This is a genomic window from Bacteroides sp. 1001136B_160425_E2, from assembly GCF_015559655.1.
Lineage (GTDB): Bacteria > Bacteroidota > Bacteroidia > Bacteroidales > Bacteroidaceae > Bacteroides > Bacteroides luhongzhouii.
Window position 1 is genome coordinate 31225 of sequence record NZ_JADMQH010000017.1, and the last position, 24330, is coordinate 55554.

Consider the following 24330-nt stretch of genomic DNA (forward strand, 5'->3'; position numbering starts at 1 on the left):
CAGCAAACTCTATATAAAGTTTCAAACTACATGTTTTTTAATGTGTCGAAAAAACAAAATCAAACAGGTCTTATAGATAGACATTTACTGCATTTTACTTTTTGACAGAAAAGCTACTACCGCTGAAGCTTCTTCATTGGTGAAATACTGCACCGATGTTATTGGCTGATACGTGTAAGGTATAAATTGGAATAACTGTACAGCTGCAAACTTTTTATCAGCAGAAAGTATCACGTCCATACGTATATTACCACTAGCCTCACTTTTTATTTTCGAATCAACAGAGAATGAGCCCGAATTCACTAGATTCTTCAAAACATCCATATGCTTCAAATCAAAGAAAACACTATGCTCTTTAGCTACACTTTTTGTTGGCAAATAAATAACCTCCTTTGATTTCCAAAAGAGACGGAAAATTCCCATAAGGAATAAACCTGTTCCCAAAACCATTAAAGCCATACTAACCGTAGAAGACCTGTCATCCAATTCGAATGTTGAAGCAAAAGCTAAAATACCGATCAATAACATTACAGAAGAAATTAAAACTCCTGAAACACTTATACGTTTAGCGATATCGGGGTGTGTAGATGCGAATATAGTAGCATCAATCGTTTGAGTAGTTGCCATAATATTTAAAGTTTAATTTATTAGTAAAAATATAAAGATAAAAGAAGTGATGTCACCAGTATACAGAAGATACCAGTAACCACAAAATAAACAATACCAATAAATATACTACTAAATAATTATACGCCTCAAAGTGTATACATAGTATTCACTTGATGGCTGGCAGTAATAGGAAGTCGTTGTATCATAAATCCGCCCCCAATGTTGTGTCAGTGAATTCTCACGATCAGCACAACCTTGTAACACATTCTTTAAAGAAAAGAAATATTCTCCAAGCTGCACACGTTGAATACGTGTCACAGATATCTGATGGCTCTGTAAATTGGTCAATTCAGCCACAGGCTTACCCGGAAGGTCCGGTGCACAGATTTCCCCACGCTGTCCCATAGCATATGTAATATCACACTCCTGCTTATCCACCGTTTTTTCGGCAGAAACATTGCCTGCTATGCTATGAAAAGCAACTGTCAGCAACAGAAACAATATCACCTTTACAAATTTTGCCATATTCACTTGCAAATATAACAGATTCTCTCTATGAAAAGTTTAATTAGGATATATTTTAATGTATCTTAGTATTAGTAAACGGCAAACAAACAAAAAAGGCTACCCTCACAGGTAGCCTTTTTTATATCTATAAGAATAATTGTAAAATTATTCAGCTGATTCAGCTTTCGGTTCTTCAGCCTTAGGAGCTTCAGTTGCAGGAGCTTCAACAGCAGCCGGAGCAGCTTCGGCAGCCTTCTTCGAACGACGAGTACGAGTAGCTTTCTTAACAACTTTTTCCTTAGCCATATTTTCATTGTAGTCCACCAACTCAATGAAGCACATTTCTGCGTTGTCACCCAAACGGTTACCAGTCTTGATGATACGAGTATAACCACCCGGACGATCAGCAATCTTAACAGAGATTTCTTTGAATAACTCTGTTACTGCAATCTTATCTTGCAAGTTGCTAAATACAACACGACGAGAGTTCGTTGTATCTTCTTTAGACTTAGTAATCAAAGGCTCAACAAACTTTTTCAAAGCTTTCGCCTTTGCAACAGTCGTAGTGATTCTTTTGTGCTTGATCAAAGAGCAAGCCATGTTAGATAACATAGCGCTTCTATGAGAAGCAGTACGACCTAAATGATTGAATTTTTTATTATGTCTCATTTTTTATTCTTTATCTAATTTATATTTAGAAATGTCGGTTCCAAACGACAGATTCAGACTTTCCAGCAAATCATCAAGCTCGGTAAGCGATTTCTTTCCGAAGTTTCTGAATTTCAGCAAGTCAGTTTTGTTGAACTGTACCAAGTCGCCGAGAGTTTCTACGTCAGCAGCCTTCAAGCAATTAAGGGCACGAACTGACAAGTCCATATCAACGAGTTTAGTTTTCAACAGCTGACGCATATGCAACACTTCTTCATCAAACTCTTCATTGCCATCAGTATCATTACTTTCAAGCGTGATTTTCTCGTCAGAGAACAACATGAAGTGATAAATCAGAATCTTTGCAGCTTCTTTCAGCGCTTCTTTCGGATGTATAGAACCGTCGGTACTAATTTCAAGCACTAGCTTTTCGTAGTCAGTCTTCTGTTCTACACGGAAGTTTTCTACAGCATACTTGACATTACGTATCGGTGTATAAATAGAGTCGATTGGAATTACATTAACATCCGTGCAATACTCGCGATTTTCATCAGCAGGTACATATCCACGGCCTTTGTTAATGGTAATATCAATCTGCATAGTTGACTTAGAATCTAAATGACAAATAACTAATTCCGGATTTAACACTTCAAATCCAGTCAAATACTTACCTATGTCACCTGCTTTAAATTCACTGGAATTCTCGACAGTGATGCTCACTTTTTCGCTCTCGAACTCTTCAACTACTTGCTTGAATCTCACTTGTTTCAGATTCAAGATAATGTTGGTAACATCCTCTTTTACTCCAGGTACACTAGAAAATTCATGCTCCACACCATCGATTCTGATAGTAGTGATAGCAAAACCCTCTAATGAAGAAAGAAGGATACGGCGTAATGCATTACCTACAGTAATACCAAAACCCGGTTCCAACGGACGGAATTCGAATTTACCGAATCTGGAGTCCGCCTCCAACATTAATACTTTATCAGGTTTTTGAAATGCTAATATCGCCATGAAATTAATTATTATTTAGAATACAATTCAACGATCAAATGTTCTTTAATGTTCTCAGGAATGTCTGCTCTTTCAGGTATGTGCAACATTTTACCAACCTTTGAAGCCTCGTCCCATTCCAACCAAGCATACTTGCTGTGATTGAAACCTGCAAGAGAATTAGCAATTACTTCCAAAGACTTAGATCTTTCACGAACACCAATCAATTGTCCTGGTTTTACTGCAAATGAAGGAATGTTTACTACTTCACCATCTACAGTGATGTGCTTGTGACTAACCAACTGACGAGCAGCAGCGCGTGTAGGAGCAATACCCAAACGGAATACTACGTTGTCAAGACGGGCTTCCAGCAATTGAAGGAGTACCTCACCGGTAATACCTTTAGCAGTAGCTGCTTTTTCAAACAAATTGCGGAATTGTTTCTCTAAAACTCCATAGGTGTATTTAGCTTTCTGTTTTTCACGAAGTTGCACACCATATTCAGAAGTTTTTCTTTTTCTTGAATTACCATGTTGTCCGGGAGGATAGTTCTTCTTTGACAAAACTTTGTCAGCTCCAAAGATTCCTTCACCGAATTTACGGGCGATTCTTGATTTTGGTCCAGTATATCTAGCCATTTCTTTTAAATATTTAATTGTTTATTCATGAACTCAATTTGTTGCAGCCGCGATTACAGAGAGAAATTAATGTAATCCAAAAACAAAATCAAGATCATTGTGTAAGTTAAAGGTAAATTAAACTCTACGTCTTTTCGGAGGACGACAACCATTATGTGGAAGCGGAGTCACGTCAATGATTTCAGTAACTTCGATACCAGCACCGTGGATAGTTCTAATAGCAGACTCACGTCCGTTACCTGGACCCTTCACATATGCTTTTACCTTTCTCAGGCCAAGATCGAATGCAATCTTTGCACAATCCTGGGCAGCCATCTGAGCTGCATAAGGAGTATTCTTTTTAGAACCTCTAAATCCCATTTTACCAGCAGATGACCAAGAGATAATCTGCCCTTCACTATTTGCAAGAGAAACAATAATATTGTTGAAAGATGAATGAACATGCAACTGTCCATTAGCGTCTACTTTCACATTTCTCTTTTTAGCTGCAACTGTTTTTTTTGCCATATCAACAATTATTATTTAGTAGCTTTTTTCTTATTAGCAACGGTTTTCTTTCTACCCTTACGAGTACGTGCATTGTTCTTAGTGCTCTGACCTCTAACAGGCAGACCAATACGGTGACGTACACCACGATAGCAACCAATATCCATTAATCGCTTAATGTTCAATTGGATTTCAGAACGAAGATCACCTTCTACTTTATACTCTGCACCGATAATCTCACGAATCTTAGCAGCCTGATCATCTGTCCAGTCTTTAACCTTCAGATCTTTATCTACACCAGCTTTATCTAAAATTTTTGCTGAACTACTGCGACCTATTCCATATACATAGGTCAACGCAATTTCACCTCTTTTGTTCTGAGGTAAATCTACACCAACTATTCTTATAGCCATATACTAAATTATTTTTTTTGCAAAAATAACAAATTATCCTTGACGTTGTTTATACTTAGGATTTTTCTTGTTAATAACATACAAACGGCCATTACGTCTAACGATCTTACATTCTGGCGTGCGTTTCTTTAATGATGCTCTTACTTTCATATCTTATTTTATTTATATCTAAACACAATTCTTCCTTTCGATAAGTCGTAAGGAGACATTTCGACTCTCACTTTATCTCCCGGCAGGATCTTGATGTAATGCATCCTCATCTTACCTGAAATATGTGCAGTAATCTCATGTCCGTTTTCTAATTCAACACGAAACATTGCATTTGACAATGCTTCAACTATAACTCCATCTTGTTCTATTGCAGATTGCTTTGCCATATTATATTGCTTTATCTCCTAAAACTTCTTCTATGAATTTGAATGAAGACAAAATATCAGCTTCACCAGCTCCAACAGCTACCGTATGTTCAAAATGTGCAGCACATTTACGATCTCTGGTCCTCACAGTCCATCCGTCACGTTCCATAATCACTTGTCGGTCTCCCAATGTTATCATCGGCTCTATCGCTATGCAAAGACCTCTTTTCATCAAAGGTCCATATCCTCTTTTACCATAATTAGGAACCTGAGGATCTTCGTGCATCTCCTTACCAATGCCATGACCAACAAACTCACGCACTACACCATAAGAATGAGATTCACAATATTGCTGAATAGCATATCCGATATCTCCGATTCTTTTGCCTTGCACTGCGTTCTGAATGCCAATATATAACGCTTCTTTAGTTACCTTCAACAAGTTACGAATTTCTTCGTCTACCTCTCCTACACAAAAGGTATAAGCTGAATCACCACAAAAACCATTCATGTAAGTTCCGCAATCCACTGATACGATATCGCCATCTTTCAGTACGATATCCCCCGGGATTCCATGTACCACCTGTTCATTAACAGAAGTACAGAGAGATGCGGGAAACGGTTCTCCGTATTGATTCGGAAATCCTTTGAAAGTTGGAGTTGCCCCATGATCTCTAATGAACTCTTCAGCAACTTTATCCAACTCACGTGTAGTTACACCAGGCTTCACCAATTTGGCAACCTCTGCAAGAGTTTTACCAACAAGCAGGTTACTCTGACGGAGCAATTCTATTTCATCTTCTGTTTTAAGAAATATCATTTCTAATCTAAAGAATTAATATGCCGCTACACCAGCGCGTCCTTTAATACGACCCGATTTCAACAGACCATCATAATGTCTCATCAACAAATGACTTTCAACCTGTTGCAGAGTATCAAGAACAACACCTACAAGAATTAACAAAGATGTACCGCCGAAGAATTGAGCGAATCCTGCTTGCACTCCGAATATACCGGCAAAAGCAGGCATAATAGCAACTAAAGCCAAGAAGAAAGAACCCGGCAAAGTGATACGAGACATTATATCATCAATATACTCTGCTGTTTTCTTTCCCGGTTTAATACCAGGGATGAAACCATTATTTCTCTTCATATCCTCAGCCATCTGAGTCGGATTAATTGTAATTGCAGTATAGAAATACGTAAATAATATAATCATTACCGCAAAGACAAAATTATACCAGAAACTTGTATGATCTGTAAACGCATGCAAGAAACCGCCTGCATCATTTACATTTGAAAAGCCGATAAACGTAATTGGAATAAACATAATTGCCTGAGCAAAGATGATAGGCATAACACCGGCAGCATTCACCTTTAAAGGGATATACTGTCTAGCACCACCATATTGCTTGTTACCAACGATTCTTTTTGCATACTGTACAGGAATCTTTCTTGTACCTTGCACCAAAAGAATAGCAGCACCAATCACTAACAATAAGAATACGATTTCAATTATAAACATAATCAGACCACCACTCTTATTTGCTACTCTGGATACAACTTCCTGCAACAAAGCATCAGGGAAACGAGCGATAATACCAATCAAGATGATAAATGAAATACCGTTACCAATACCTTTATCAGTAATTCTTTCACCAAGCCACAAAATAAACATACTACCTGCTGCCAAAATAATGGTAGAGGTAACCATAAACAGAGTCCAATCTAATGAAGCATTTAAGGAAGGGCCAGCCTGCATTTTAAGATTGAGCAAATAAGAAGGGGCCTGAACTAACAATATAGCAATCGTCAAGTAACGAGTATATTGATTCATCTTTCTTCTGCCGCTCTCACCCTCGCGTTGCAACTTCTGGAAATACGGTACAGCGATTCCCAATAACTGAATTACGATAGATGCAGAGATATAAGGCATGATTCCTAATGCAAAAATAGAGGCATTAGAAAATGCTCCTCCAGAGAACATATTTAACAAGGCTAAAAGGCCTTCACTTGTTTGTTCGTGCAATTTTGCCAGCATTGCCGGATTAATACCCGGTAATACGACATATGATCCGAAACGGTAAATTGCCACAAACAATATGGTGATGAGGATCCGTTGTCTCAGATCCTCAATCTTCCATATATTCTTTAATGTTTCAATAGCTTTTCTCATTGAATCAGAGTTTTACTACAGTTCCACCAGCAGCTTCAATAGCAGCAGTTGCAGTCTTAGAGAATGCATGAGCTTCTACTTCCAGCTTGTTAGTCAGAGTTCCGTTACCCAATACTTTTACCAACTGATTTGAAGAAATAAATCCTGCTTCGATAAAGTCGTTTACACCAACTTTTGCCAAACTCTTAGCTTCAGCAAGTTTCTGGATAGTATCCAGATTGATGGCTTTATATTCTACACGATTGATATTCTTGAAACCAAATTTAGGAACTCGACGTTGAAGAGGCATCTGACCACCTTCAAAACCAATCTTCTTAGAGTATCCAGATCTTGATTTAGCTCCCTTATGACCTCTTGTAGAAGTACCGCCTAAGCCAGAACCAGTTCCACGTCCAATTCTTTTTCTTGTCTTAGTAGATCCCTCTGCAGGTTTTAAATTACTTAAGTTCATATTGTAATTTCGTTTTATTATTCAACAAATAATTACTTAACAATGGCAACCAAGTGTTTTACTTTATCTACCATTCCAAGAATTGAAGGAGTGCTTTCGTGTTCAACCACACGGTTCAGTTTACGAAGTCCCAGTGCATCAAGAGTTCTTTTCTGATCAGCTGGAGCACCAATTCTACTTTTAACTTGTTTAATCTTTATAGTTGACATATCTCCTCCTTATCCTCTAAATACTTTTTCAACACTAATACCTCTGTTCTGAGCAACCATCCTTGCATCACGCATTTCACTCAAAGCTTCGATTGTAGCTTTAACAAGGTTGTGCGGATTTGAAGAACCTTTAGATTTAGCCAAAACGTCAGTAACACCAACACTTTCCAATACAGCACGCATAGCACCACCAGCTACAACACCGGTTCCGTGAGATGCAGGTTTGATGAATACTTCAGCACCACCAAATCTAGCTGATTGTTCATGAGGAACAGTACCTTTCAAAATAGGCACTTTCACCAGGTTCTTTTTAGCTGACTCAACACCTTTAGCGATAGCAGCTGTTACTTCACCTGCTTTACCAAGTCCCCAACCAATGATACCTTCTTCGTTACCTACAACAACGATTGCAGAGAAACTAAAAGTTCTACCACCTTTGGTAACTTTAGTAACACGATTAATAGCAACCAATCTATCTTTCAGTTCTATATCGTTAGTAATCTTAACTCTATTATTAACTCCTGCCATAATGATTAAAATTTAAGTCCACCGTTACGAGCAGCATCAGCCACTTCTTTTACTCTCCCATGATACAAGTAACCATTACGGTCGAAAACAACAGTAGTTATACCTGCTTCCTGAGCCTTTTTAGCAATCATTTCACCAACTTTAGCAGCTTGTTCTTTTTTAGCGACTTTCTCAGTCAAACCTAAAGAAGAAGCAGCAACCAGTGTCTTACCAGAAAGATCATCGATAATCTGGACATAAATTTGCTTGTTACTTCTAAATACACTCATACGCGGACATTCAGTAGTACCTGAAATCTTGTTGCGTACTCTATATTTGATCTTAACTCGTCTTTCTATTTTTGTTGTCATAATAATCTAATTTTATATGAATTACTTAGCGCCGGCTGATTTACCAGACTTTCTACGAATTACTTCGCCAACAAACTTAATACCTTTACCCTTGTATGGTTCAGGCTTACGGAAAGAACGTATTTTAGAGCAAACTTGACCAAGCAATTGTTTGTCACACGATTCCAATATAATAAGAGGGTTCTTATTTCTTTCAGATTTCGTTTCAACTTTTACCTCAGCAGGTAATTGAATGAAAATATTGTGTGTATAACCTAAAGCAAGCTCAATGATGTTACCTTGGTTAGAAGCACGATAACCTACACCAACAAGTTCCAGTTCTTTCTTGTATCCTTCAGATACACCCACAACCATGTTGTGAACCAATGAACGATACAAACCGTGGAAAGCATGTTTTTGCTTCGGGTTATCAAGCATTTCTTTATCGTTTTCTGTTAAAGTTACGTGTCCGTCTTCAATAGCAACATTGATAGCAGGATTCACATATTGGCTCATTTCGCCTTTGGGTCCCTTTACGGTAACCACATTATCCTTCAGAGTGACCGTCACTCCAGCAGGGATACTAATGGGTAATTTTCCTATTCTTGACATTCTAATTCCTCCTAATTAATATACATAACACAAGACTTCACCACCGATCTTCAGTTCTGCAGCCTCTTTGTTAGTCATAACACCTTTGGAAGTAGATATTATAGCAATACCCAGCCCATTAATAACACGCGGCATATCTTTGTAACCAGTATACTTACGCATACCCGGAGAAGATATTCTTTCTAACTTTTTGATTGCGTTAACTTTGTTAACAGAATCATACTTCAAGGCAACCTTAATAGTTCCTTGAGGACCATCTTCTACAAACTTATAATTAAGGATGTAGCCTTTTTCAAAAAGAATCTTAGTGATTTCTTTTTTCAAATTCGAAGCGGGAACTTCAACAACTCTGTGCTTTGCACCAATCGCGTTCCGCAACCTCGTTAAATAATCTGCTATTGGATCAGTCATATAAAAATAAATTAAATTAATCAGGACTACCCTGACAATATTTAAACAATAATTACCAGCTTGCTTTTTTTACGCCTGGGATCAGTCCGTTAGATGCCATCTCACGGAATTGAATTCTCGAAATTCCGAATTGACGAATATAACCTTTAGGACGTCCAGTCAGTTTGCAACGGTTGTGCATACGAATCGGATTAGAATTCTTTGGCAACTCTTGCAACTTCTGTGCAGCTTCAAAAGCATCAGCAGGATCACCTGTTCTTACGATTTGCTTCAAAGCAGCTCTTCTTTCGGCGTATTTGGCTACTAATTTAGCACGTTTTACTTCACGTGCTTTCATTGATTCCTTTGCCATATCTATTAGTCTTTTTTAGCGTTTTTAAAAGGTAAACCGAATTCCTTCAGCAAAGCATAACCTTCTTCATCTGTTTCCGCAGAAGTTACAAAGGTAATATTCATTCCGAGAATTCTTGTAATACTATCGATATTTATTTCAGGGAAAATGATTTGCTCCTGAATACCAAGGGTATAGTTACCTTTACCATCAAACTTACTTTCGATACCTTTGAAGTCACGAATACGAGGAAGAGCTACACGAACCAATTTTTCAAGGAATTCGTACATTCTTTCACGACGTAAAGTTACCATAACACCAATCGGCATTTTTTTACGTAACTTAAAGTTTGCAATATCTTTACGAGAAATGGTAGCTACAGCTTTCTGACCTGTGATAGCTGTCATTTCATTGATTGCAACTTCGATAATCTTCTTATCAGCAACAGCCATACCTAACCCTTGATTGATAACAATCTTCTTAAGTACGGGTACCTGCATTGTAGAAGAATACTGGAACTGTGATTTCAATGCAGGTGCTATACGCTCTGCATATTCTTTCTTAAGACTAGCAGTATTACTCATTACTTAATCTCCTCTCCTGATTTTTTAGAATAACGCACTAAAGTTCCTTCCGAACTCTTTTTTCTCCCAATACGCGTTGCTTTACCAGTTTTTGGATCAACCGGGTTCAAGTTTGAAATGTGGATAGAAGCTTCCTGCTTCACAATACCACCTTGCGGATTCTTAGCATTCGGTTTTGTGCTTTTAGATACCATATTGATACCTTCTACAAATGCACGTCCTTCTTTAACAAGAACCTTCAATACACGACCAGTTTTGCCCTTATCTTCGCCAGCATTTACGTAAACTGTATCGCCTTTTTTAATATGTAATTTACTCATTACTTAAATCTTTTACAAATTAAAGTACCTCAGGCGCAAGTGACACAACTTTCATGTTTGTAGCACGAAGTTCTCTTGCTACAGGACCGAAAATACGACTACCTCTAATTTCACCTGCATTATTCAACAACACGCAAGCATTATCATCAAAACGTATATAAGAACCATCAGGACGACGGATTTCTTTCTTTGTACGTACAATCAAAGCCTTTGATACTGCACCTTTTTTAACATCACTAGAAGGGATAACACTCTTCACTGAAACTACAATGACATCCCCCACTGAAGCATAACGACGGCCTGTACCACCCAAAACGCGGATACACAACGCCTCTTTCGCTCCACTGTTATCACATACTGTAAGTCTGGATTCTACTTGTATCATAATTACTTAGCTCTTTCAATTATTTCTACTAATCTCCATCTTTTAGTCTTGCTCAAAGGACGAGTTTCCATGATGCTTACAGTATCACCGATATTGCATTCATTCTTTTCATCGTGAGCATGGTACTTCTTCGTTTTACTAACGAACTTACCATATATAGGGTGTTTTTCCTTAAATTTGGCAGCAACTGTGATGGTCTTATCCATCTTATTGCTCAATACAACCCCTGTTCTTTCTTTTCTTAAATTTCTTGCTTCCATCAAGCTGATCATTTATTGTTAAGTTCTCTTTCGCGCAATTCTGTTTTCATACGCGCAATAGTCCTGCGTAATTGTTTGATTTGAGCAGGATTTTCCAAAGGAGAAATAGAATGATTAATAACCATTTGGTTATAATTAGCTGTTTCCGCCTCTACTCTTTCTACTAAGTCATTAGTAGTCATTTCTTTAATTTCTGCAATTTTCATAACACTTACGCATTTTGATTTTGAATATCATAATCACGTCTTACGACAAACTTCGTTGTAATAGGAAGCTTTTGAGCAGCTAAGCGCAATGCTTCTTTCGCGATTTCGTAAGATACTCCTTCAGCTTCAATAATGATTCTACCCGGAGTCACAGGAGCCACAAATCCCTCTGGAGCACCTTTACCTTTACCCATACGTACATCGGCAGGTTTTCTAGTGATCGGTTTATCCGGGAATATACGGATCCAGATCTGTCCTTGACGTTGCATATATCTTGTTACTGCAATACGAGCAGCTTCGATCTGACGGCCTGTAATCCACTTAGTCTCCAAAGCCTTTATGCCAAAAGAACCAAAGGCCAGCTGGTTACCTCTCTGGGCATTACCTTTCTGACGGCCTTTTTGTTGTCTTCTGAATTTTGTCTTTTTCGGTTGTAACATAGTTTCCTAAAATTCAAATTCGTTTAGCGATTATTTTTCTTTCTTTTGAAGTTCTTTCCGCCGTTGTTTCCACTATTGTTTCCACGACCACTTTCTTTGCTTTGTGTAAAGTTCGGAGCCAATTCTTTCTTACCAAACACTTCACCTCTACAAATCCAAACTTTGATACCAAGAAGACCTACTTTAGTCAATGCTTCTGCATGACAGTAGTCGATATCAGCTCTGAAAGTGTGCAACGGAGTTCTTCCTTCTTTATACATTTCAGAACGAGCCATTTCAGCTCCATTCAAACGTCCTGAAATCTGAATTTTGATACCTTCAGCACCCATACGCATTGTGTTTGCGATAGCCATCTTGATGGCACGGCGATAGGCAATTTTACCTTCAACCTGGCGAGCGATGTTATTAGCAACAATCACAGCATCCAGCTCCGGTCTTTTCACTTCAAAGATATTGATTTGAATATCTTTGTCGGTAACCTTCTTCAACTCCTCTTTTAACTTATCAACTTCTTGGCCACCTTTACCGATAATAATACCCGGGCGAGCAGTACAAACAGTAATAGTAACGAGCTTCAGCGTACGTTCAATTACGATTCTTGATACACTTGCTTTTGCAAGTCTTGCATTAAGATATTTACGGATTTTGCTATCTTCCAGCAAAGAATCACCGTAATCATTTCCACCATACCAGTTAGAATCCCATCCTCTGATAATTCCTAAACGGTTGCTTATTGGATTAACTTTTTGTCCCATCTACCTTAATTTTGATCTTCGTTATTACTTTTAGCACCAACGAACAATGTTACGTGATTTGAACGTTTGCGAATTCTATAACCTCTACCCTGTGGTGCTGGTCTCATTCTTTTGAGTGTAGCTCCACCATCAACAAAAATCTGTGTTACGAACAGCTCACCGCTTTCTGCTTTACGTTCGTTTTTCTGTTCCCAGTTAGCAATTGCAGAGCGAAGCAATTTTTCCACTCTTGCAGCAGCTTCTTTTGAAGAAAATTTCAAAACACCAAGTGCTCTGTTCACTTCCATACCACGGATCATATCTGCAACCAGACGCATCTTACGTGGAGAAGTAGGAACATTTTGCAATTTTGCAAAATACATGGTCTTAAGGGCTTCTTTTCTTTTTTCAGCCGATATTTTTTTTCTTGCTCCCATTATTATTTATTACTTTATTATTTCAAATAAATCCTGTTATTTTTTCTTGTTACCAGCGTGTCCTCTGAATGTACGAGTTGGAGCAAATTCGCCCAACTTGTGTCCTACCATATTCTCGGTAACATAAACAGGAATAAATTTATTTCCATTGTGAACTGCAACTGTATGGCCTACAAAATCAGGCGAAATCATTGAAGCTCTGGCCCAAGTCTTTACTACGACTTTCTTACCTGATTCATTCATGGCAAGAATTCTCTTTTCAAGCTTAACGTTAATATATGGACCTTTTTTTAATGAACGACTCATAGTTTACTCAATTAATCAGATTACTTTTTTCTTCTCTCAATAATGTACTTAGACGATTGTTTCTTAGGAGCTCTAGTCTTAAGTCCCTTAGCGTACAATCCCTTACGTGATCTTGGGTGACCTCCGGAAGCACGTCCTTCACCACCACCCATCGGGTGATCAACCGGGTTCATTACAACACCACGGTTACGAGGACGACGTCCTTGCCAACGAGAACGTCCAGCTTTACCTGAACTTTCCAATCCATGATCAGAGTTACCTACACTACCGATAGTAGCTTTACAAGTGCTAAGAATCTGTCTAACTTCACCTGAAGGCAACTTAATTACACAATACTTACCCTCACGAGAAGTCAACTGAGCAAAGTTTCCAGCTGAACGAACCAGAGCTGCACCCTGTCCCGGACGTAATTCGATATTGTGAATCACAGTACCCACCGGAATGTTTTGAAGAGGAAGAGCATTACCAATCTCTGGCGCTGCTGTTTCACCTGACATCAAAGTCGCACCAACTTGCAATCCATTGGGAGCAATAATATATCTTTTTTCTCCATCAGCATAAAATAACAAAGCGATACGAGCCGAACGATTCGGATCATATTCAATAGTTTTAACTACTGCTGGAACACCGTCCTTATTTCTCTTGAAATCAACAATTCTAATCACCTTTCTATGACCGCCACCAATGTAGCGCATAGTCATCTTACCTTCGTTGTTACGACCACCAGATGATTTCTTACCATATACAAGAGACTTTTCTGGTACTGATGCAGTAATTTCTTCGAAAGTACCAATAATTTTATGTCTTTGCCCCGGTGTTGTGGGCTTAAATTTACGTACTGCCATTTTTATTAAATATTGCTATAAAAATCAATAGTATCTCCTTCTTTCAATGTCACGATTGCTTTTTTGAAAGCATTCGTACGACCATTGATGATACCTGCTTTGGTATAACGGCTCTTATTCTTGCCAGCATACTTCACAGTATTCACATCAACTACAGTAACATTATAAAGAGCTTCAATTTCCTTCTTAATTTCCAGTTTGTTAGCTTCAGGACGTACAACAAAGCCGAAACGATTCAGCTTATCTGTAATTGCAGTCATTTTCTCTGTCACCAACGGTTTAATAATAATTCCCATTATTTAAGCCTCCTTTTTAAATTAAGATATTGTCAATAGCCTTCAAAGAGTTTTCTGTAAGCACAATAACCCCAGCATTCAATACTCTGTAAGTATTTAATCCTGAGATAGTCTGCACATTAGCACCCTCGATGTTACGAGCTGACAAATATACGTTTTTATTTGCTTCCGGTAAAATCACAAGTAGCTTTTTATCGGAAACTTTAAGATTTTTTGTCATTGCAACGAAATCTTTTGTCTTAGGAGCTTCAAATGTGAAATCCTCAACGACAACGATTGCATCGTTTTGAGCTTTATAAGACAAAGCTGACTTACGAGCCAGTGTCTTAACTTTTTTATTCAACTTAAAGAAGTAGTCTCTTGGTTTCGGACCGAAAACGCGGGCACCTCCCACAAGAACCGGTGAATTCATATCACCACGACGTGCTCCACCGCCACCTTTCTGACGACCGATCTTACGAGTTGAACCACTGATTTCACTTCTTTCTTTTGACTTATGAGTACCCTGACGCTGATTAGCCATAAATTGTTTTACGTCCAAATAGATAGCGTGGTCGTTGGGCTCAATTCCGAAGATAGATTCGTTTAACGTAACCTTTCTCCCAGTGTCTTCACCTTTAATGTTATATACGTTAACTTCCATTATTTCTCAATTAATACGATTGAACCTTTGCAACCCGGGATAGAACCTTTAATCAAAAGAAGGTTATGATCCGCGATTACTTTTAATACCTGTAAGTTTTGTACAGTGACTCTGTCACCTCCAAGTTGTCCACCCATGCGCATTCCTTTGAATACTTTTGCAGGGTAAGAACAAGCACCGATAGAACCCGGCTTACGAGCGCGGTTATGCTGACCGTGAGTAGCTTGCCCCACACCACCAAAACCATGTCTTTTTACTACACCCTGAAACCCTTTACCTTTAGAAGTACCAACAACGTCAACAAAGCTAGCGTCGTTAAACAGTTCTACAGTAATGGTATCACCCAGATTCAACTCTGTTTCAAATTCTTTGAACTCAGCCAAGTGTCTCTTCGGCGTTACTCCTGCTCTTTTAAAATGTCCCATCAACGGTTTAGTTGTATGCTTTTCCTTTTTGTCCTGGAAACCCAACTGAACAGCTGCATAGCCATCTTTTTCTACAGTCTTAACTTGAGTAACAACACAAGGACCTGCTTCGATAACAGTGCATGGTACATTTTTACCATCGGCACTGAAAACGGATGTCATTCCGATTTTTTTTCCTAATAATCCTGGCATTTCACTAATTTTTAATTATCAAACTTTAATTTCTACTTCCACACCACTTGGCAATTCCAACTTCATCAGAGCATCTACTGTCTTAGCTGTTGAACTATAGATGTCGATCAATCTCTTATAAGAAGAGAGCTCAAATTGCTCACGAGACTTTTTGTTTACGAAAGTCGAACGGTTCACAGTAAAGATACGCTTATGCGTAGGCAAAGGTATTGGACCGCTAACAATAGCACCTGTAGCCTTTACAGTTCTTACAATTTTCTCAGCTGATTTATCAACCAAGTTGTGGTCGTAAGATTTCAATTTAATTCTAATTTTCTGACTCATTACTTTTTTTTTAATTAATACATTTATAATAAGATAAAGCAGCAGACTAAGAGTCATTCGCTAGCCTGCTACTTTAGATATTTTAGAGTAAATCAGCACGTCCTTTTACTTCATCCAATACAGCCTTAGCAATAGAAGAAGAAAGCTGAGCGTGATGAGAGTATGTCATTGATGAAGTTGCACGACCAGAAGTGATAGTACGTAAAGCCGTTACATAACCAAACATTTCTGCCAGTGGAACCATTGCTTTCACAATACGAGCACCAGAACGGCTAGACTCCATACCTTCAACCTGTCCACGACGTTTATTCAAGTCACCGATAACATCACCCATGTTTTCTTCCGGAGTTACAACTTCCAGTTTCATGATAGGTTCCATCAAAACAGGACCTGCCTTAGCGCATGCATTCTTATAAGCTTGCATTGCACAGATTTCGAATGACAACTGGTCAGAGTCAACCGGGTGGAATGACCCATCAACCAAAGTAACTTTCAATGAATCAAGCGGATAACCAGCCAAAACACCATTCTTCATGGCATTTGTGAAACCTTTCTGAACTGCAGGAATAAATTCCTTAGGAATATTACCACCCTTCACTTCATCGATAAACTGCAAACCTCCTTCTTTAAAGTCTTCATCAACCGGACCAATCTTAACAATGATATCAGCAAATTTACCACGACCACCAGACTGTTTCTTATACACTTCACGAAGATCAACTGTCTTAGTGATAGCTTCCTTATAATTAACCTGTGGTTTACCTTGATTACACTCTACTTTAAACTCACGCTTCAGACGATCGATGATAATATCCAAGTGCAACTCGCCCATACCAGAAATCACAGTCTGTCCTGTTTGTTCATCAGTTTTCACTGTAAACGTCGGATCCTCTTCAGCCAATTTAGCCAAACCGTTAGACAGTTTATCCATATCTTTCTGAGTCTTGGGTTCTACAGCGATACCAATAACCGGTTCCGGGAAGTCCATAGATTCAAGAACTATCGGAGCTGTTTCATCACACAAAGTATCCCCTGTATGAATATCTTTGAAACCTACACCTGCACCTATATCACCAGCACCGATCACTTCAACCGGATTCTGTTTATTAGAATGCATCTGGAACAGACGAGAAACACGTTCTTTCTTACCAGAACGAGAGTTGTAAATATAAGATCCAGCTTCAATTTTACCTGAATAAACACGGAAGAAAGTCAAACGACCTACATATGGGTCAGTTGCGATCTTAAACGCCAAAGCTGATGTTTTTTCATCATCACTTGGCTTACGATCTTCTTCAGCTCCCGTATTAGGATTTGTACCTATTACGTTCTCTGTATCAAGTGGAGAAGGCAAGAAAGCACAAACATAATCAAGCAATGTCTGAACGCCTTTGTTTTTAAAAGAAGATCCACAAAGCATAGGAACTACAGCCATTTGAACTGTTGCATTGCGAAGAGCTCTCAACACTTCATCTTCAGTAATAGTAGAAGGATCATCGAAATATTTCTCCATCAAAGCATCATCAAATTCAGCTACTTTTTCGAGCATCTTATCTCTCCATTCATTAGCTTCATCGACAAGTTCTGCAGGGATTTCTTCCACAGTATAATCCGCTCCCATTGTTTCGTCATGCCAATAGATAGCTTTCATTTTGATAAGATCAACAAGACCTTTGAAAGACTCTTCAGCACCGATAGGAACAACAATAGGACATGGATTAGCTCCAAGGACATCTTTCATCTGGCGAACGACCTCAAAAAAGTCTGCACCAGAGCGATCCATCTTATTTACATAAGCAATACGAGGAACATTATATTTATCAGCCTGACGCCATACAGTTTCCGATTGAGGCTCAACGCCACCAACAGCACAGTAAGCAGCCACAGCACCATCAAGGATGCGCAATGAACGTTCCACCTCTGCAGTAAAGTCAACGTGTCCCGGAGTGTCAATTAAGTTAATTTTATAAGTATCACCAGCATATTTCCACCTTGTTGTTGTAGCAGCAGATGTAATAGTGATACCACGTTCTTGCTCCTGTTCCATCCAGTCCATAGTAGCAGCACCATCATGAACTTCACCAATTTTGTGAGTCAACCCAGTGTAGAACAGGATACGTTCAGAAGTAGTTGTTTTTCCGGCATCAATGTGAGCCATGATACCGATATTACGAGTTAAATGTAAATCATGTTTAGCCATCTTCTAATTCCTTTACTTTAAGTTTATATTAGGTTTCTTACAGTATTAGAATCTAAAATGAGCAAATGCACGGTTAGCTTCTGCCATTCTGTGCATATCTTCTTTACGCTTGTATGCACCGCCTTGTTCATTGAAGGCATCCATAATTTCAGCAGCCAACTTATCAGCCATTGATTTACCACCTCTTTTGCGAGCAAACAGAATCAGATTCTTCATAGAGATTGATTCTTTACGATCCGGACGGATTTCAGTAGGAACTTGGAAAGTAGCACCACCTACACGGCGAGACTTCACTTCCACTTGCGGAGTTACATTATCCAAAGCCTTTTTCCAGATTTCGAGAGCAGATTTTTCTTCGTTAGGAAGTTTTGCTTTCACTGTTTCCAAAGCGGCATAAAAGATTTCATAAGATGTATTTTTCTTTCCATCATACATCAAGTGGTTCACAAACTTGGAAACCTTTTGGTCATTAAACACAGGATCCGGAAGAATCAGGCGTTTTTTTGGTTTTGCTTTTCTCATTTGTTTGAAAAATAATGTTTTTGTTCTTGGTTGTCTACTTCTTGACTTCTTCAACTCTCCCTCCGGAGAATTTACTCAACCTTTAGCATTTCCAACAAACTAAAACGTAAGTTATTACTTTAATTTTAATTAGGTCTTAATCCTTATTTTTTCTTACCTTTAGCAGGAGCAGCGGCTTGTCCCGGTTTCGGACGCTTAGCACCATACTTAGAACGTCTTTGAGTACGACCAGCAACACCAGCTGTATCAAGTGTACCACGTACGATATGGTAACGTACACCCGGAAGGTCTTTCACACGACCACCACGTACCAAAACGATTGAGTGTTCCTGCAAGTTGTGTCCTTCTCCCGGAATGTATGAGTTCACCTCTTTTTGGTTAGTCAAACGTACACGAGCTACTTTACGCATTGCAGAGTTCGGCTTCTTCGGAGTAGTAGTGTATACTCTCACGCAAACGCCACGTCTTTGAGGACATGAATCCAAGGCTGGAGATTTACTTTTCTCCACCAGCACTTCGCGTCCTTTTCTTACTAATTGCTGAATTGTAGGCATTTTAATTGTTTTTTGATTTATATTATTGTTATATTAATTTCGTAACTATACATTTTGGGCTGCAAAAATACGAATAATATTTGAATATTCAATGCGCTACAACTTTTTTTTCTTTTTTAATGTTTTTATATCATCCTCACGCTTCGCCTTTTACACCTGTCAAAGGAGGAATAGAAGGTTCATCTGAAGTACGAATCGGACCGAATATGCGCTCATACTTTGCTATATTATCTTCTAATGCCCGCAGCAGGCGTTTTGCGTGCTCCGGAGCCACAATAATGCGAGATTGCACACCAGCCTTCGGTATACCCGGCATTACGCGCACGAAGTCAAGGATGAATTCAGAACTCGAATGAGTGATAATAGCAAGATTTGCATAAGTTCCCTGTGCTACCTCTTCTCTCAATTCAATCTGTAATTGTCCGTTGTTATTTTGTTCTTCCATATTTAATATGATTAAAAAGTTATCCTGCAAAATAACACATTTTTCCTGAAACTAATGGCAATACACGCAAGTAAAAAAGAAATAAAAAAGGAGCAATTGCCCAATCTGGCAACCGCTCCTTCTCATATAGTCAATTGAATTGTATTTATTCTACTTCATTGTAGTCAAGTACTGTTTTCTTGTTAGCCAAGATACGGTCATACTCTTCTTTTGATCCAACGATGAGCTTTTCGAACTCGCGTTGTCCGGTACCGGCAGGAATCAAGTGTCCACAGATCACATTTTCCTTCATACCTTCAAGCTTATCGATCTTACCGTTGATAGCAGCTTCATTCAACACTTTCGTCGTTTCCTGGAAGGAAGCAGCCGACATAAAGCTTGATGTTTGCAAAGCAGCACGCGTGATACCTTGAAGGATCTGAGTAGAGGTAGCAGCAACAGCGTCACGAACCTCAACCGGTTTCAAGTCACGACGTTTCAACATACTGTTCTCATCACGTAACTTGCGGGCAGTTACAATCTGACCAGCTTGCATATTTTGAGAATCACCAGCATCCACTACGACTTTCTTACCCCAGATACGATCATTTTCTTCCATGAATTCCAGTTTGTCTACGACTTGCTGTTCGAGGAAGCGAGTATCTCCCGGTTCATCAATTTGTACTTTGCGCATCATCTGACGAACGATAATCTCAAAGTGTTTATCATTGATCTTCACACCCTGCAAGCGGTATACATCCTGAACTTCATTCACGATATATTCCTGTACAGCTGTAGGCCCCTTGATTGCCAAGATATCTGCCGGAGTAGTAGCACCGTCAGACAACGGAGTACCAGCACGTACATAGTCATTTTCCTGTACCAGAATCTGCTTAGACAGTGCAACCAGATATTTCTTAACCTCACCTGTCTTAGAAGTTACGATGATTTCACGGTTACCACGTTTGATCTTACCCATTGTCACCTCACCATCGATTTCAGAGACGACAGCCGGATTTGACGGGTTACGAGCTTCAAACAATTCTGTAACACGAGGAAGACCACCCGTGATATCACCCGCCTTACCTACGGCACGCGGAATCTTCACGATTACTTCACCAGCTTTTACCTTCTGACCGTTCTCGATGATAACGTGACCACCTACCGGTAAGTTATAAGTACGAATCAAATCACCGTCCTCTGTTAAGATATGAGCTGTAGGAACTTTGGTTTTATCCTTGGATTCAATAATAATAATTTCACGAAGACCTGTTGCTTCATCCGATTCAACCTTATAAGTAACGTTTTCAATCACGCCCTCAAATTCGATCTTACCAGTTGCTTCTGTGATAATAACAGCGTTGAACGGGTCCCACTTAGCAATCAGCTTACCTTTTTCTACCAAGTCACCGTCGCTTACATACAGTGTTGAACCATAAGGTACATTATGAGTAGAAAGAACGATACCGGTATTCACATCCACAAAACGTACTTCAGCCAAACGACCTACTACCACTTTTGCTGATTCACCCATCTCGTCAACGATATCTACCGTACGCAATTCTTCAAATTCAAGACGTGCACTGTTTTTAGCAACGATACTTGCATTAGCGGCAATATTCGCAGCAGTACCACCGGCGTGGAATGTACGCAATGTCAACTGTGTACCCGGCTCACCAATAGACTGAGCAGCGATTACACCGACAGCTTCACCCTTCTGAACCATGCGGCTCGTCGCCAGGTTACGTCCGTAACATTTAGCACAAACACCCTTCTTAGCTTCACAAGTCAATACCGAACGGATTTCAACACTCTCGATCGGAGACTCCTGAATCTTCTTGGCAACTTCTTCTGTGATTTCTTCACCACCGGCAACAAGCAATTCACCTGTAGTAGGATGAATAATATCATGCACGGAAACACGGCCTAAGATACGTTCGTACAGAGTAGCAATAACCTCATCGTTATTCTTAAGGTCCGTACAAACCAATCCGCGAAGTGTACCGCAGTCTTCTTCTGTAATAATCACATCGTGTGATACATCCACCAGACGACGAGTCAAATAACCGGCATCGGCAGTCTTCAAAGCGGTATCCGCCAAACCTTTACGAGCACCGTGGGTAGAGATAAAGTACTCCAACACCGAAAGTCCTTCTTTAAAGTTCGACAAAATCGGGTTCTCGATGATCTGACCACCTTCAGCACCTGCTTTCTGCGGTTTTGCCATCAAACCACGCATACCTGACAACTGACGAATCTGTTCTTTAGAACCACGAGCACCAGAATCAAGCATCATATATACAGAGTTGAAACCCTGATCATCCGAAGAAATAGTCTTCATCAGGATATTAGACAACTCGGAGTTCACATGTGTCCAAATATCAATTACCTGATTGTAACGTTCGTTATTGGTAATGAAACCCATGTTATAGTTGTTTACGACCTGTTCAACTTCGTCGTAACCTTTCTGTACCAAAGTTTCTTTCTCCTTCGGAATGATAATATCACCCAAGTTGAATGACAAACCACCCTTGAACGCCATCTGATAACCTAAATTCTTGATTCCATCCAGGAAGTCGGCAGCCTTAGCCACACCACATACCTTAATTACATCACTAATAATATCACGAAGAGATTTCTTAGAGATAATTGTATTGATATAACCAGCTTCAGGCGGAACGATTTCATTCACAATCACACGTCCTACTGAAGTTTCGCGCATTACGTCTACAATGTTACCATTTTCATCAACGTCTTTTACGATAACCTTCACCGGAGCATGAATATCTACCTTGCCTTCATTGTAAGCGATCAACGCTTCTTCCGGTCCGTAGAATGTCAAACCTTCACCTTTTGCACCAGCACGCAACTTGGTAATATAGTACAAACCAAGAACCATATCCTGTGCAGGCACAGTAATAGGAGCGCCGTTTGCCGGATTCAAGATATTATGTGATTGAAGCATCAACATTTGTGCTTCAAGAATTGCTTCATTACTCAAAGGCAAGTGAACAGCCATCTGGTCACCGTCAAAGTCGGCATTGAATGCCGTACATGCCAACGGGTGCAACTGAATAGCTTTACCTTCGATCATTTTAGGCTGGAAAGCCTGAATACCCAAACGGTGCAATGTCGGAGCACGGTTCAACAGTACCGGGTGTCCCTTCATCACATGTTCCAGGATATCCCAAATCACCGGTTCTTTGCGGTCAACGATTTTCTTTGCAGACTTAACAGTCTTTACGATACCACGTTCGATGAGTTTGCGGATAATAAACGGCTTGTACAATTCGGCAGCCATCAATTTAGGAATACCGCATTCACCCATTTTCAATTCCGGACCAACGACGATTACCGAACGAGCAGAGTAGTCAACACGTTTACCCAGCAAGTTCTGACGGAAACGTCCTTGTTTACCTTTCAAACTGTCAGACAATGACTTCAACGGACGGTTGGCGTCTGTCTTCACAGCACTTGACTTACGTGAGTTATCAAACAAAGAATCGACAGATTCCTGAAGCATACGTTTTTCATTACGCAAGATCACTTCGGGAGCCTTGATTTCAATCAGTCGTTTCAGACGGTTGTTACGGATAATCACACGACGATAAAGGTCGTTTAAGTCAGATGTAGCAAAACGGCCACCATCCAACGGAACCAATGGACGAAGTTCGGGCGGAATAACCGGAACAATACGTACGATCATCCATTCCGGTTTGTTACGTCCACGTGATGCACGGAACGATTCTACTACCTGAAGACGTTTCAAAGCTTCGTTCTTACGTTGCTGAGACGCATCGTTACCGGCACGGTGACGCAATTCGTAAGATAAAGCATCCAGATCCAGACGAGCCAGCAAATCATAGATAGCTTCAGCACCCATCTTTGCAACAAATTTGTTCGGATCATTATCTTCAAGATATTGATTGTCTTTCGGAAGTGTATCCAGGATATCCAGATATTCTTCTTCAGAAAGCAAATCATATTCGGCTACGCCATCTTCAGCTTTCACACCCGGCTGAATAACAACATAACGTTCGTAGTATATAATCGAATCCAGTTTCTTTGTCGGTAATCCGAGCAAGTAACCGATTTTATTAGGAAGCGAACGGAAATACCAGATGTGAGCCACCGGCACAACCAGCTGGATATGTCCCATACGTTCACGGCGCACTTTCTTTTCAGTAACTTCCACACCACAACGGTCGCAGACGATACCTTTATAACGGATACGCTTATATTTACCGCAATGACATTCATAATCCTTGATAGGACCAAAGATGCGCTCGCAGAACAAACCGTCGCGTTCGGGTTTGTACGTACGGTAATTAATGGTTTCAGGCTTCAAAACTTCACCACTCGAATTCTCAAGGATTTCTTCCGGAGAAGCCAGACCAATTGAGATCTTCGAGAAATTACTTTTCGTCTTATTTTCTTTTCTAAAAGCCATACTCTATATAATTGAGATTTGATAATTGAATCATTGGAAATTGAAAAAAGTGCGGATGCCAACAGACCTTCATCGGTGTATTG

37 protein-coding genes are annotated in these 24330 nt (G+C 39.5%); all 37 read right to left on the reverse strand.

The genetic code is table 11. The features are described from left to right. Positions 1 to 84: 84 nt before the first annotated feature. Positions 85 to 627, reverse strand: coding sequence for a hypothetical protein (locus I2I04_RS17045; protein WP_195655489.1), 543 nt, complete (start codon positions 625 to 627; stop codon positions 85 to 87). 111 nt (positions 628 to 738) lie between these two features. Beyond that, positions 739 to 1134 carry a hypothetical protein gene (locus I2I04_RS17050; RefSeq protein WP_143259178.1) on the reverse strand — a complete coding sequence of 132 codons (396 nt, stop codon included), beginning with the start codon at positions 1132 to 1134 and terminating at the stop codon, positions 739 to 741. A 147-nt stretch (positions 1135 to 1281) separates the two neighbouring features. After that, a complete protein-coding gene (gene rplQ / locus I2I04_RS17055) occupies positions 1282 to 1785 on the reverse strand; it encodes a 50S ribosomal protein L17 (RefSeq protein WP_143259179.1) in 504 nt (167 codons plus the stop codon). 3 nt (positions 1786 to 1788) lie between these two features. Then, positions 1789 to 2781: a DNA-directed RNA polymerase subunit alpha gene (locus I2I04_RS17060; RefSeq protein ID WP_004296325.1), complete on the reverse strand. Its 993-nt coding sequence runs from the start codon at positions 2779 to 2781 to the stop codon at positions 1789 to 1791. An 11-nt stretch (positions 2782 to 2792) separates the two neighbouring features. Beyond that, the gene (gene rpsD / locus I2I04_RS17065) at positions 2793 to 3398 is read right to left on the reverse strand and encodes a 30S ribosomal protein S4 (protein WP_143259180.1); all 606 of its coding nucleotides are present in this window, start codon (positions 3396 to 3398) and stop codon (positions 2793 to 2795) included. Positions 3399 to 3515: 117 nt separating this feature from the next. Next, complete coding sequence (gene rpsK / locus I2I04_RS17070; protein WP_004296327.1) at positions 3516 to 3905, reverse strand: 30S ribosomal protein S11; 390 nt, start codon at positions 3903 to 3905, stop codon at positions 3516 to 3518. A gap of 11 nt (positions 3906 to 3916) precedes the next feature. Continuing rightward, positions 3917 to 4297, reverse strand: a complete 381-nt coding sequence (rpsM, locus tag I2I04_RS17075; RefSeq protein WP_004296328.1) for a 30S ribosomal protein S13 — start codon at positions 4295 to 4297, stop codon at positions 3917 to 3919. 33 nt (positions 4298 to 4330) lie between these two features. Next, positions 4331 to 4447 carry a type B 50S ribosomal protein L36 gene (gene ykgO, locus I2I04_RS17080; RefSeq protein ID WP_002558051.1) on the reverse strand — a complete coding sequence of 39 codons (117 nt, stop codon included), beginning with the start codon at positions 4445 to 4447 and terminating at the stop codon, positions 4331 to 4333. Between the two features lie 8 nt (positions 4448 to 4455). Further along, on the reverse strand, positions 4456 to 4674 hold the full coding sequence (gene infA, locus I2I04_RS17085) for a translation initiation factor IF-1 (RefSeq protein ID WP_002558052.1): 219 nt from the start codon (positions 4672 to 4674) through the stop codon (positions 4456 to 4458). Between the two features lies 1 nt (position 4675). Then, positions 4676 to 5473, reverse strand: coding sequence for a type I methionyl aminopeptidase (gene map / locus I2I04_RS17090; RefSeq protein WP_065539673.1), 798 nt, complete (start codon positions 5471 to 5473; stop codon positions 4676 to 4678). 15 nt (positions 5474 to 5488) lie between these two features. Beyond that, positions 5489 to 6829 carry a preprotein translocase subunit SecY gene (secY, locus tag I2I04_RS17095; protein ID WP_004296330.1) on the reverse strand — a complete coding sequence of 447 codons (1341 nt, stop codon included), beginning with the start codon at positions 6827 to 6829 and terminating at the stop codon, positions 5489 to 5491. A gap of 4 nt (positions 6830 to 6833) precedes the next feature. Continuing rightward, positions 6834 to 7280, reverse strand: coding sequence for a 50S ribosomal protein L15 (gene rplO / locus I2I04_RS17100; protein WP_044655423.1), 447 nt, complete (start codon positions 7278 to 7280; stop codon positions 6834 to 6836). A gap of 32 nt (positions 7281 to 7312) precedes the next feature. Beyond that, positions 7313 to 7489, reverse strand: a complete 177-nt coding sequence (gene rpmD / locus I2I04_RS17105) for a 50S ribosomal protein L30 (protein WP_004296332.1) — start codon at positions 7487 to 7489, stop codon at positions 7313 to 7315. A gap of 9 nt (positions 7490 to 7498) precedes the next feature. Continuing rightward, on the reverse strand, positions 7499 to 8017 hold the full coding sequence (gene rpsE, locus I2I04_RS17110; protein WP_004296333.1) for a 30S ribosomal protein S5: 519 nt from the start codon (positions 8015 to 8017) through the stop codon (positions 7499 to 7501). Between the two features lie 5 nt (positions 8018 to 8022). Then, the gene (rplR, locus tag I2I04_RS17115) at positions 8023 to 8367 is read right to left on the reverse strand and encodes a 50S ribosomal protein L18 (protein ID WP_143259181.1); all 345 of its coding nucleotides are present in this window, start codon (positions 8365 to 8367) and stop codon (positions 8023 to 8025) included. A 21-nt stretch (positions 8368 to 8388) separates the two neighbouring features. Further along, the gene (rplF, locus tag I2I04_RS17120; RefSeq protein ID WP_004296335.1) at positions 8389 to 8958 is read right to left on the reverse strand and encodes a 50S ribosomal protein L6; all 570 of its coding nucleotides are present in this window, start codon (positions 8956 to 8958) and stop codon (positions 8389 to 8391) included. A gap of 15 nt (positions 8959 to 8973) precedes the next feature. Beyond that, positions 8974 to 9369, reverse strand: a complete 396-nt coding sequence (rpsH, locus tag I2I04_RS17125) for a 30S ribosomal protein S8 (RefSeq protein WP_004296336.1) — start codon at positions 9367 to 9369, stop codon at positions 8974 to 8976. Between the two features lie 52 nt (positions 9370 to 9421). Beyond that, positions 9422 to 9721 (reverse strand): 30S ribosomal protein S14, encoded by a 300-nt coding sequence (gene rpsN, locus I2I04_RS17130; protein ID WP_004296337.1) that lies wholly within the window; start codon positions 9719 to 9721, stop codon positions 9422 to 9424. A 5-nt stretch (positions 9722 to 9726) separates the two neighbouring features. Next, on the reverse strand, positions 9727 to 10284 hold the full coding sequence (gene rplE / locus I2I04_RS17135; RefSeq protein WP_004296338.1) for a 50S ribosomal protein L5: 558 nt from the start codon (positions 10282 to 10284) through the stop codon (positions 9727 to 9729). Next, positions 10284 to 10604, reverse strand: coding sequence for a 50S ribosomal protein L24 (rplX, locus tag I2I04_RS17140; protein WP_004296339.1), 321 nt, complete (start codon positions 10602 to 10604; stop codon positions 10284 to 10286). The genes rplE and rplX overlap by 1 nt, the downstream gene beginning before the upstream one ends. A 19-nt stretch (positions 10605 to 10623) precedes the next feature. After that, positions 10624 to 10989 (reverse strand): 50S ribosomal protein L14, encoded by a 366-nt coding sequence (rplN, locus tag I2I04_RS17145; protein ID WP_004296340.1) that lies wholly within the window; start codon positions 10987 to 10989, stop codon positions 10624 to 10626. Between the two features lie 2 nt (positions 10990 to 10991). Further along, positions 10992 to 11261, reverse strand: a complete 270-nt coding sequence (gene rpsQ / locus I2I04_RS17150; protein WP_004296341.1) for a 30S ribosomal protein S17 — start codon at positions 11259 to 11261, stop codon at positions 10992 to 10994. Then, positions 11258 to 11455 carry a 50S ribosomal protein L29 gene (gene rpmC, locus I2I04_RS17155; RefSeq protein WP_004296342.1) on the reverse strand — a complete coding sequence of 66 codons (198 nt, stop codon included), beginning with the start codon at positions 11453 to 11455 and terminating at the stop codon, positions 11258 to 11260. The genes rpsQ and rpmC overlap by 4 nt, the downstream gene beginning before the upstream one ends. Positions 11456 to 11460: 5 nt before the next feature. Then, entirely contained in the window at positions 11461 to 11895 is a 435-nt protein-coding gene (gene rplP / locus I2I04_RS17160) for a 50S ribosomal protein L16 (RefSeq protein ID WP_004291234.1), read from the reverse strand. A 23-nt stretch (positions 11896 to 11918) separates the two neighbouring features. Further along, positions 11919 to 12650, reverse strand: coding sequence for a 30S ribosomal protein S3 (gene rpsC, locus I2I04_RS17165; protein WP_004296343.1), 732 nt, complete (start codon positions 12648 to 12650; stop codon positions 11919 to 11921). A 5-nt stretch (positions 12651 to 12655) separates the two neighbouring features. Then, the gene (rplV, locus tag I2I04_RS17170; protein WP_004296344.1) at positions 12656 to 13066 is read right to left on the reverse strand and encodes a 50S ribosomal protein L22; all 411 of its coding nucleotides are present in this window, start codon (positions 13064 to 13066) and stop codon (positions 12656 to 12658) included. Between the two features lie 36 nt (positions 13067 to 13102). Next, on the reverse strand, positions 13103 to 13372 hold the full coding sequence (gene rpsS / locus I2I04_RS17175) for a 30S ribosomal protein S19 (RefSeq protein WP_007747939.1): 270 nt from the start codon (positions 13370 to 13372) through the stop codon (positions 13103 to 13105). Positions 13373 to 13392: 20 nt separating this feature from the next. Further along, a complete protein-coding gene (gene rplB, locus I2I04_RS17180; RefSeq protein ID WP_007747936.1) occupies positions 13393 to 14217 on the reverse strand; it encodes a 50S ribosomal protein L2 in 825 nt (274 codons plus the stop codon). A 5-nt stretch (positions 14218 to 14222) separates the two neighbouring features. Continuing rightward, a complete protein-coding gene (gene rplW, locus I2I04_RS17185) occupies positions 14223 to 14513 on the reverse strand; it encodes a 50S ribosomal protein L23 (protein ID WP_004296347.1) in 291 nt (96 codons plus the stop codon). Positions 14514 to 14529: 16 nt separating this feature from the next. After that, positions 14530 to 15156 carry a 50S ribosomal protein L4 gene (gene rplD, locus I2I04_RS17190; RefSeq protein WP_004313456.1) on the reverse strand — a complete coding sequence of 209 codons (627 nt, stop codon included), beginning with the start codon at positions 15154 to 15156 and terminating at the stop codon, positions 14530 to 14532. Further along, positions 15156 to 15773, reverse strand: a complete 618-nt coding sequence (rplC, locus tag I2I04_RS17195; RefSeq protein WP_143259182.1) for a 50S ribosomal protein L3 — start codon at positions 15771 to 15773, stop codon at positions 15156 to 15158. The genes rplD and rplC overlap by 1 nt, the downstream gene beginning before the upstream one ends. 18 nt (positions 15774 to 15791) lie before the next feature. Beyond that, entirely contained in the window at positions 15792 to 16097 is a 306-nt protein-coding gene (gene rpsJ, locus I2I04_RS17200; RefSeq protein ID WP_002558075.1) for a 30S ribosomal protein S10, read from the reverse strand. An 82-nt stretch (positions 16098 to 16179) separates the two neighbouring features. Then, entirely contained in the window at positions 16180 to 18297 is a 2118-nt protein-coding gene (gene fusA, locus I2I04_RS17205; RefSeq protein ID WP_143259183.1) for an elongation factor G, read from the reverse strand. 45 nt (positions 18298 to 18342) lie between these two features. Next, on the reverse strand, positions 18343 to 18819 hold the full coding sequence (gene rpsG, locus I2I04_RS17210; RefSeq protein ID WP_004296352.1) for a 30S ribosomal protein S7: 477 nt from the start codon (positions 18817 to 18819) through the stop codon (positions 18343 to 18345). A 143-nt stretch (positions 18820 to 18962) separates the two neighbouring features. Further along, complete coding sequence (gene rpsL / locus I2I04_RS17215) at positions 18963 to 19373, reverse strand: 30S ribosomal protein S12 (protein ID WP_002558078.1); 411 nt, start codon at positions 19371 to 19373, stop codon at positions 18963 to 18965. Positions 19374 to 19509: 136 nt separating this feature from the next. Beyond that, entirely contained in the window at positions 19510 to 19818 is a 309-nt protein-coding gene (locus I2I04_RS17220; RefSeq protein WP_195655490.1) for a DUF3467 domain-containing protein, read from the reverse strand. Positions 19819 to 19963: 145 nt separating this feature from the next. After that, positions 19964 to 24247 carry a DNA-directed RNA polymerase subunit beta' gene (gene rpoC / locus I2I04_RS17225; protein ID WP_143259185.1) on the reverse strand — a complete coding sequence of 1428 codons (4284 nt, stop codon included), beginning with the start codon at positions 24245 to 24247 and terminating at the stop codon, positions 19964 to 19966. Positions 24248 to 24330 lie beyond the last annotated feature (83 nt).

What these genes read in the sequence shown, in the direction of transcription:
- I2I04_RS17220 (WP_195655490.1), bottom strand. Translation starts at nt 19,818, where the DNA reads ATGGAAGAACAAAATAACAACGGACAATTACAGATTGAATTGAGAGAA.
- rplN (WP_004296340.1), bottom strand. Translation starts at nt 10,989, where the DNA reads ATGATACAAGTAGAATCCAGACTTACAGTATGTGATAACAGTGGAGCG.
- rpsH (WP_004296336.1), bottom strand. Translation starts at nt 9,369, where the DNA reads ATGACTGATCCAATAGCAGATTATTTAACGAGGTTGCGGAACGCGATT.
- rplB (WP_007747936.1), bottom strand. Translation starts at nt 14,217, where the DNA reads ATGGCAGTACGTAAATTTAAGCCCACAACACCGGGGCAAAGACATAAA.
- rpsS (WP_007747939.1), bottom strand. Translation starts at nt 13,372, where the DNA reads ATGAGTCGTTCATTAAAAAAAGGTCCATATATTAACGTTAAGCTTGAA.
- rpsQ (WP_004296341.1), bottom strand. Translation starts at nt 11,261, where the DNA reads ATGATCAGCTTGATGGAAGCAAGAAATTTAAGAAAAGAAAGAACAGGG.
- rplO (WP_044655423.1), bottom strand. Translation starts at nt 7,280, where the DNA reads ATGAACTTAAGTAATTTAAAACCTGCAGAGGGATCTACTAAGACAAGA.
- rplD (WP_004313456.1), bottom strand. Translation starts at nt 15,156, where the DNA reads ATGGAAGTTAACGTATATAACATTAAAGGTGAAGACACTGGGAGAAAG.
- rplC (WP_143259182.1), bottom strand. Translation starts at nt 15,773, where the DNA reads ATGCCAGGATTATTAGGAAAAAAAATCGGAATGACATCCGTTTTCAGT.
- rpsG (WP_004296352.1), bottom strand. Translation starts at nt 18,819, where the DNA reads ATGAGAAAAGCAAAACCAAAAAAACGCCTGATTCTTCCGGATCCTGTG.
- secY (WP_004296330.1), bottom strand. Translation starts at nt 6,829, where the DNA reads ATGAGAAAAGCTATTGAAACATTAAAGAATATATGGAAGATTGAGGAT.
- rplE (WP_004296338.1), bottom strand. Translation starts at nt 10,284, where the DNA reads ATGAGTAATACTGCTAGTCTTAAGAAAGAATATGCAGAGCGTATAGCA.
- rplQ (WP_143259179.1), bottom strand. Translation starts at nt 1,785, where the DNA reads ATGAGACATAATAAAAAATTCAATCATTTAGGTCGTACTGCTTCTCAT.
- rpsD (WP_143259180.1), bottom strand. Translation starts at nt 3,398, where the DNA reads ATGGCTAGATATACTGGACCAAAATCAAGAATCGCCCGTAAATTCGGT.
- rplF (WP_004296335.1), bottom strand. Translation starts at nt 8,958, where the DNA reads ATGTCAAGAATAGGAAAATTACCCATTAGTATCCCTGCTGGAGTGACG.
- rpsK (WP_004296327.1), bottom strand. Translation starts at nt 3,905, where the DNA reads ATGGCAAAAAAAACAGTTGCAGCTAAAAAGAGAAATGTGAAAGTAGAC.
- rpmD (WP_004296332.1), bottom strand. Translation starts at nt 7,489, where the DNA reads ATGTCAACTATAAAGATTAAACAAGTTAAAAGTAGAATTGGTGCTCCA.
- ykgO (WP_002558051.1), bottom strand. Translation starts at nt 4,447, where the DNA reads ATGAAAGTAAGAGCATCATTAAAGAAACGCACGCCAGAATGTAAGATC.
- rpsC (WP_004296343.1), bottom strand. Translation starts at nt 12,650, where the DNA reads ATGGGACAAAAAGTTAATCCAATAAGCAACCGTTTAGGAATTATCAGA.
- rpsN (WP_004296337.1), bottom strand. Translation starts at nt 9,721, where the DNA reads ATGGCAAAGGAATCAATGAAAGCACGTGAAGTAAAACGTGCTAAATTA.
- fusA (WP_143259183.1), bottom strand. Translation starts at nt 18,297, where the DNA reads ATGGCTAAACATGATTTACATTTAACTCGTAATATCGGTATCATGGCT.
- rpmC (WP_004296342.1), bottom strand. Translation starts at nt 11,455, where the DNA reads ATGAAAATTGCAGAAATTAAAGAAATGACTACTAATGACTTAGTAGAA.
- rpsL (WP_002558078.1), bottom strand. Translation starts at nt 19,373, where the DNA reads ATGCCTACAATTCAGCAATTAGTAAGAAAAGGACGCGAAGTGCTGGTG.
- rpsE (WP_004296333.1), bottom strand. Translation starts at nt 8,017, where the DNA reads ATGGCAGGAGTTAATAATAGAGTTAAGATTACTAACGATATAGAACTG.
- rplV (WP_004296344.1), bottom strand. Translation starts at nt 13,066, where the DNA reads ATGGGAGCAAGAAAAAAAATATCGGCTGAAAAAAGAAAAGAAGCCCTT.
- I2I04_RS17050 (WP_143259178.1), bottom strand. Translation starts at nt 1,134, where the DNA reads ATGGCAAAATTTGTAAAGGTGATATTGTTTCTGTTGCTGACAGTTGCT.
- rpsJ (WP_002558075.1), bottom strand. Translation starts at nt 16,097, where the DNA reads ATGAGTCAGAAAATTAGAATTAAATTGAAATCTTACGACCACAACTTG.
- rplW (WP_004296347.1), bottom strand. Translation starts at nt 14,513, where the DNA reads ATGGGAATTATTATTAAACCGTTGGTGACAGAGAAAATGACTGCAATT.
- map (WP_065539673.1), bottom strand. Translation starts at nt 5,473, where the DNA reads ATGATATTTCTTAAAACAGAAGATGAAATAGAATTGCTCCGTCAGAGT.
- rpsM (WP_004296328.1), bottom strand. Translation starts at nt 4,297, where the DNA reads ATGGCTATAAGAATAGTTGGTGTAGATTTACCTCAGAACAAAAGAGGT.
- rplR (WP_143259181.1), bottom strand. Translation starts at nt 8,367, where the DNA reads ATGACAACAAAAATAGAAAGACGAGTTAAGATCAAATATAGAGTACGC.
- rplP (WP_004291234.1), bottom strand. Translation starts at nt 11,895, where the DNA reads ATGTTACAACCGAAAAAGACAAAATTCAGAAGACAACAAAAAGGCCGT.
- I2I04_RS17060 (WP_004296325.1), bottom strand. Translation starts at nt 2,781, where the DNA reads ATGGCGATATTAGCATTTCAAAAACCTGATAAAGTATTAATGTTGGAG.
- I2I04_RS17045 (WP_195655489.1), bottom strand. Translation starts at nt 627, where the DNA reads ATGGCAACTACTCAAACGATTGATGCTACTATATTCGCATCTACACAC.
- rpoC (WP_143259185.1), bottom strand. Translation starts at nt 24,247, where the DNA reads ATGGCTTTTAGAAAAGAAAATAAGACGAAAAGTAATTTCTCGAAGATC.
- infA (WP_002558052.1), bottom strand. Translation starts at nt 4,674, where the DNA reads ATGGCAAAGCAATCTGCAATAGAACAAGATGGAGTTATAGTTGAAGCA.
- rplX (WP_004296339.1), bottom strand. Translation starts at nt 10,604, where the DNA reads ATGAGTAAATTACATATTAAAAAAGGCGATACAGTTTACGTAAATGCT.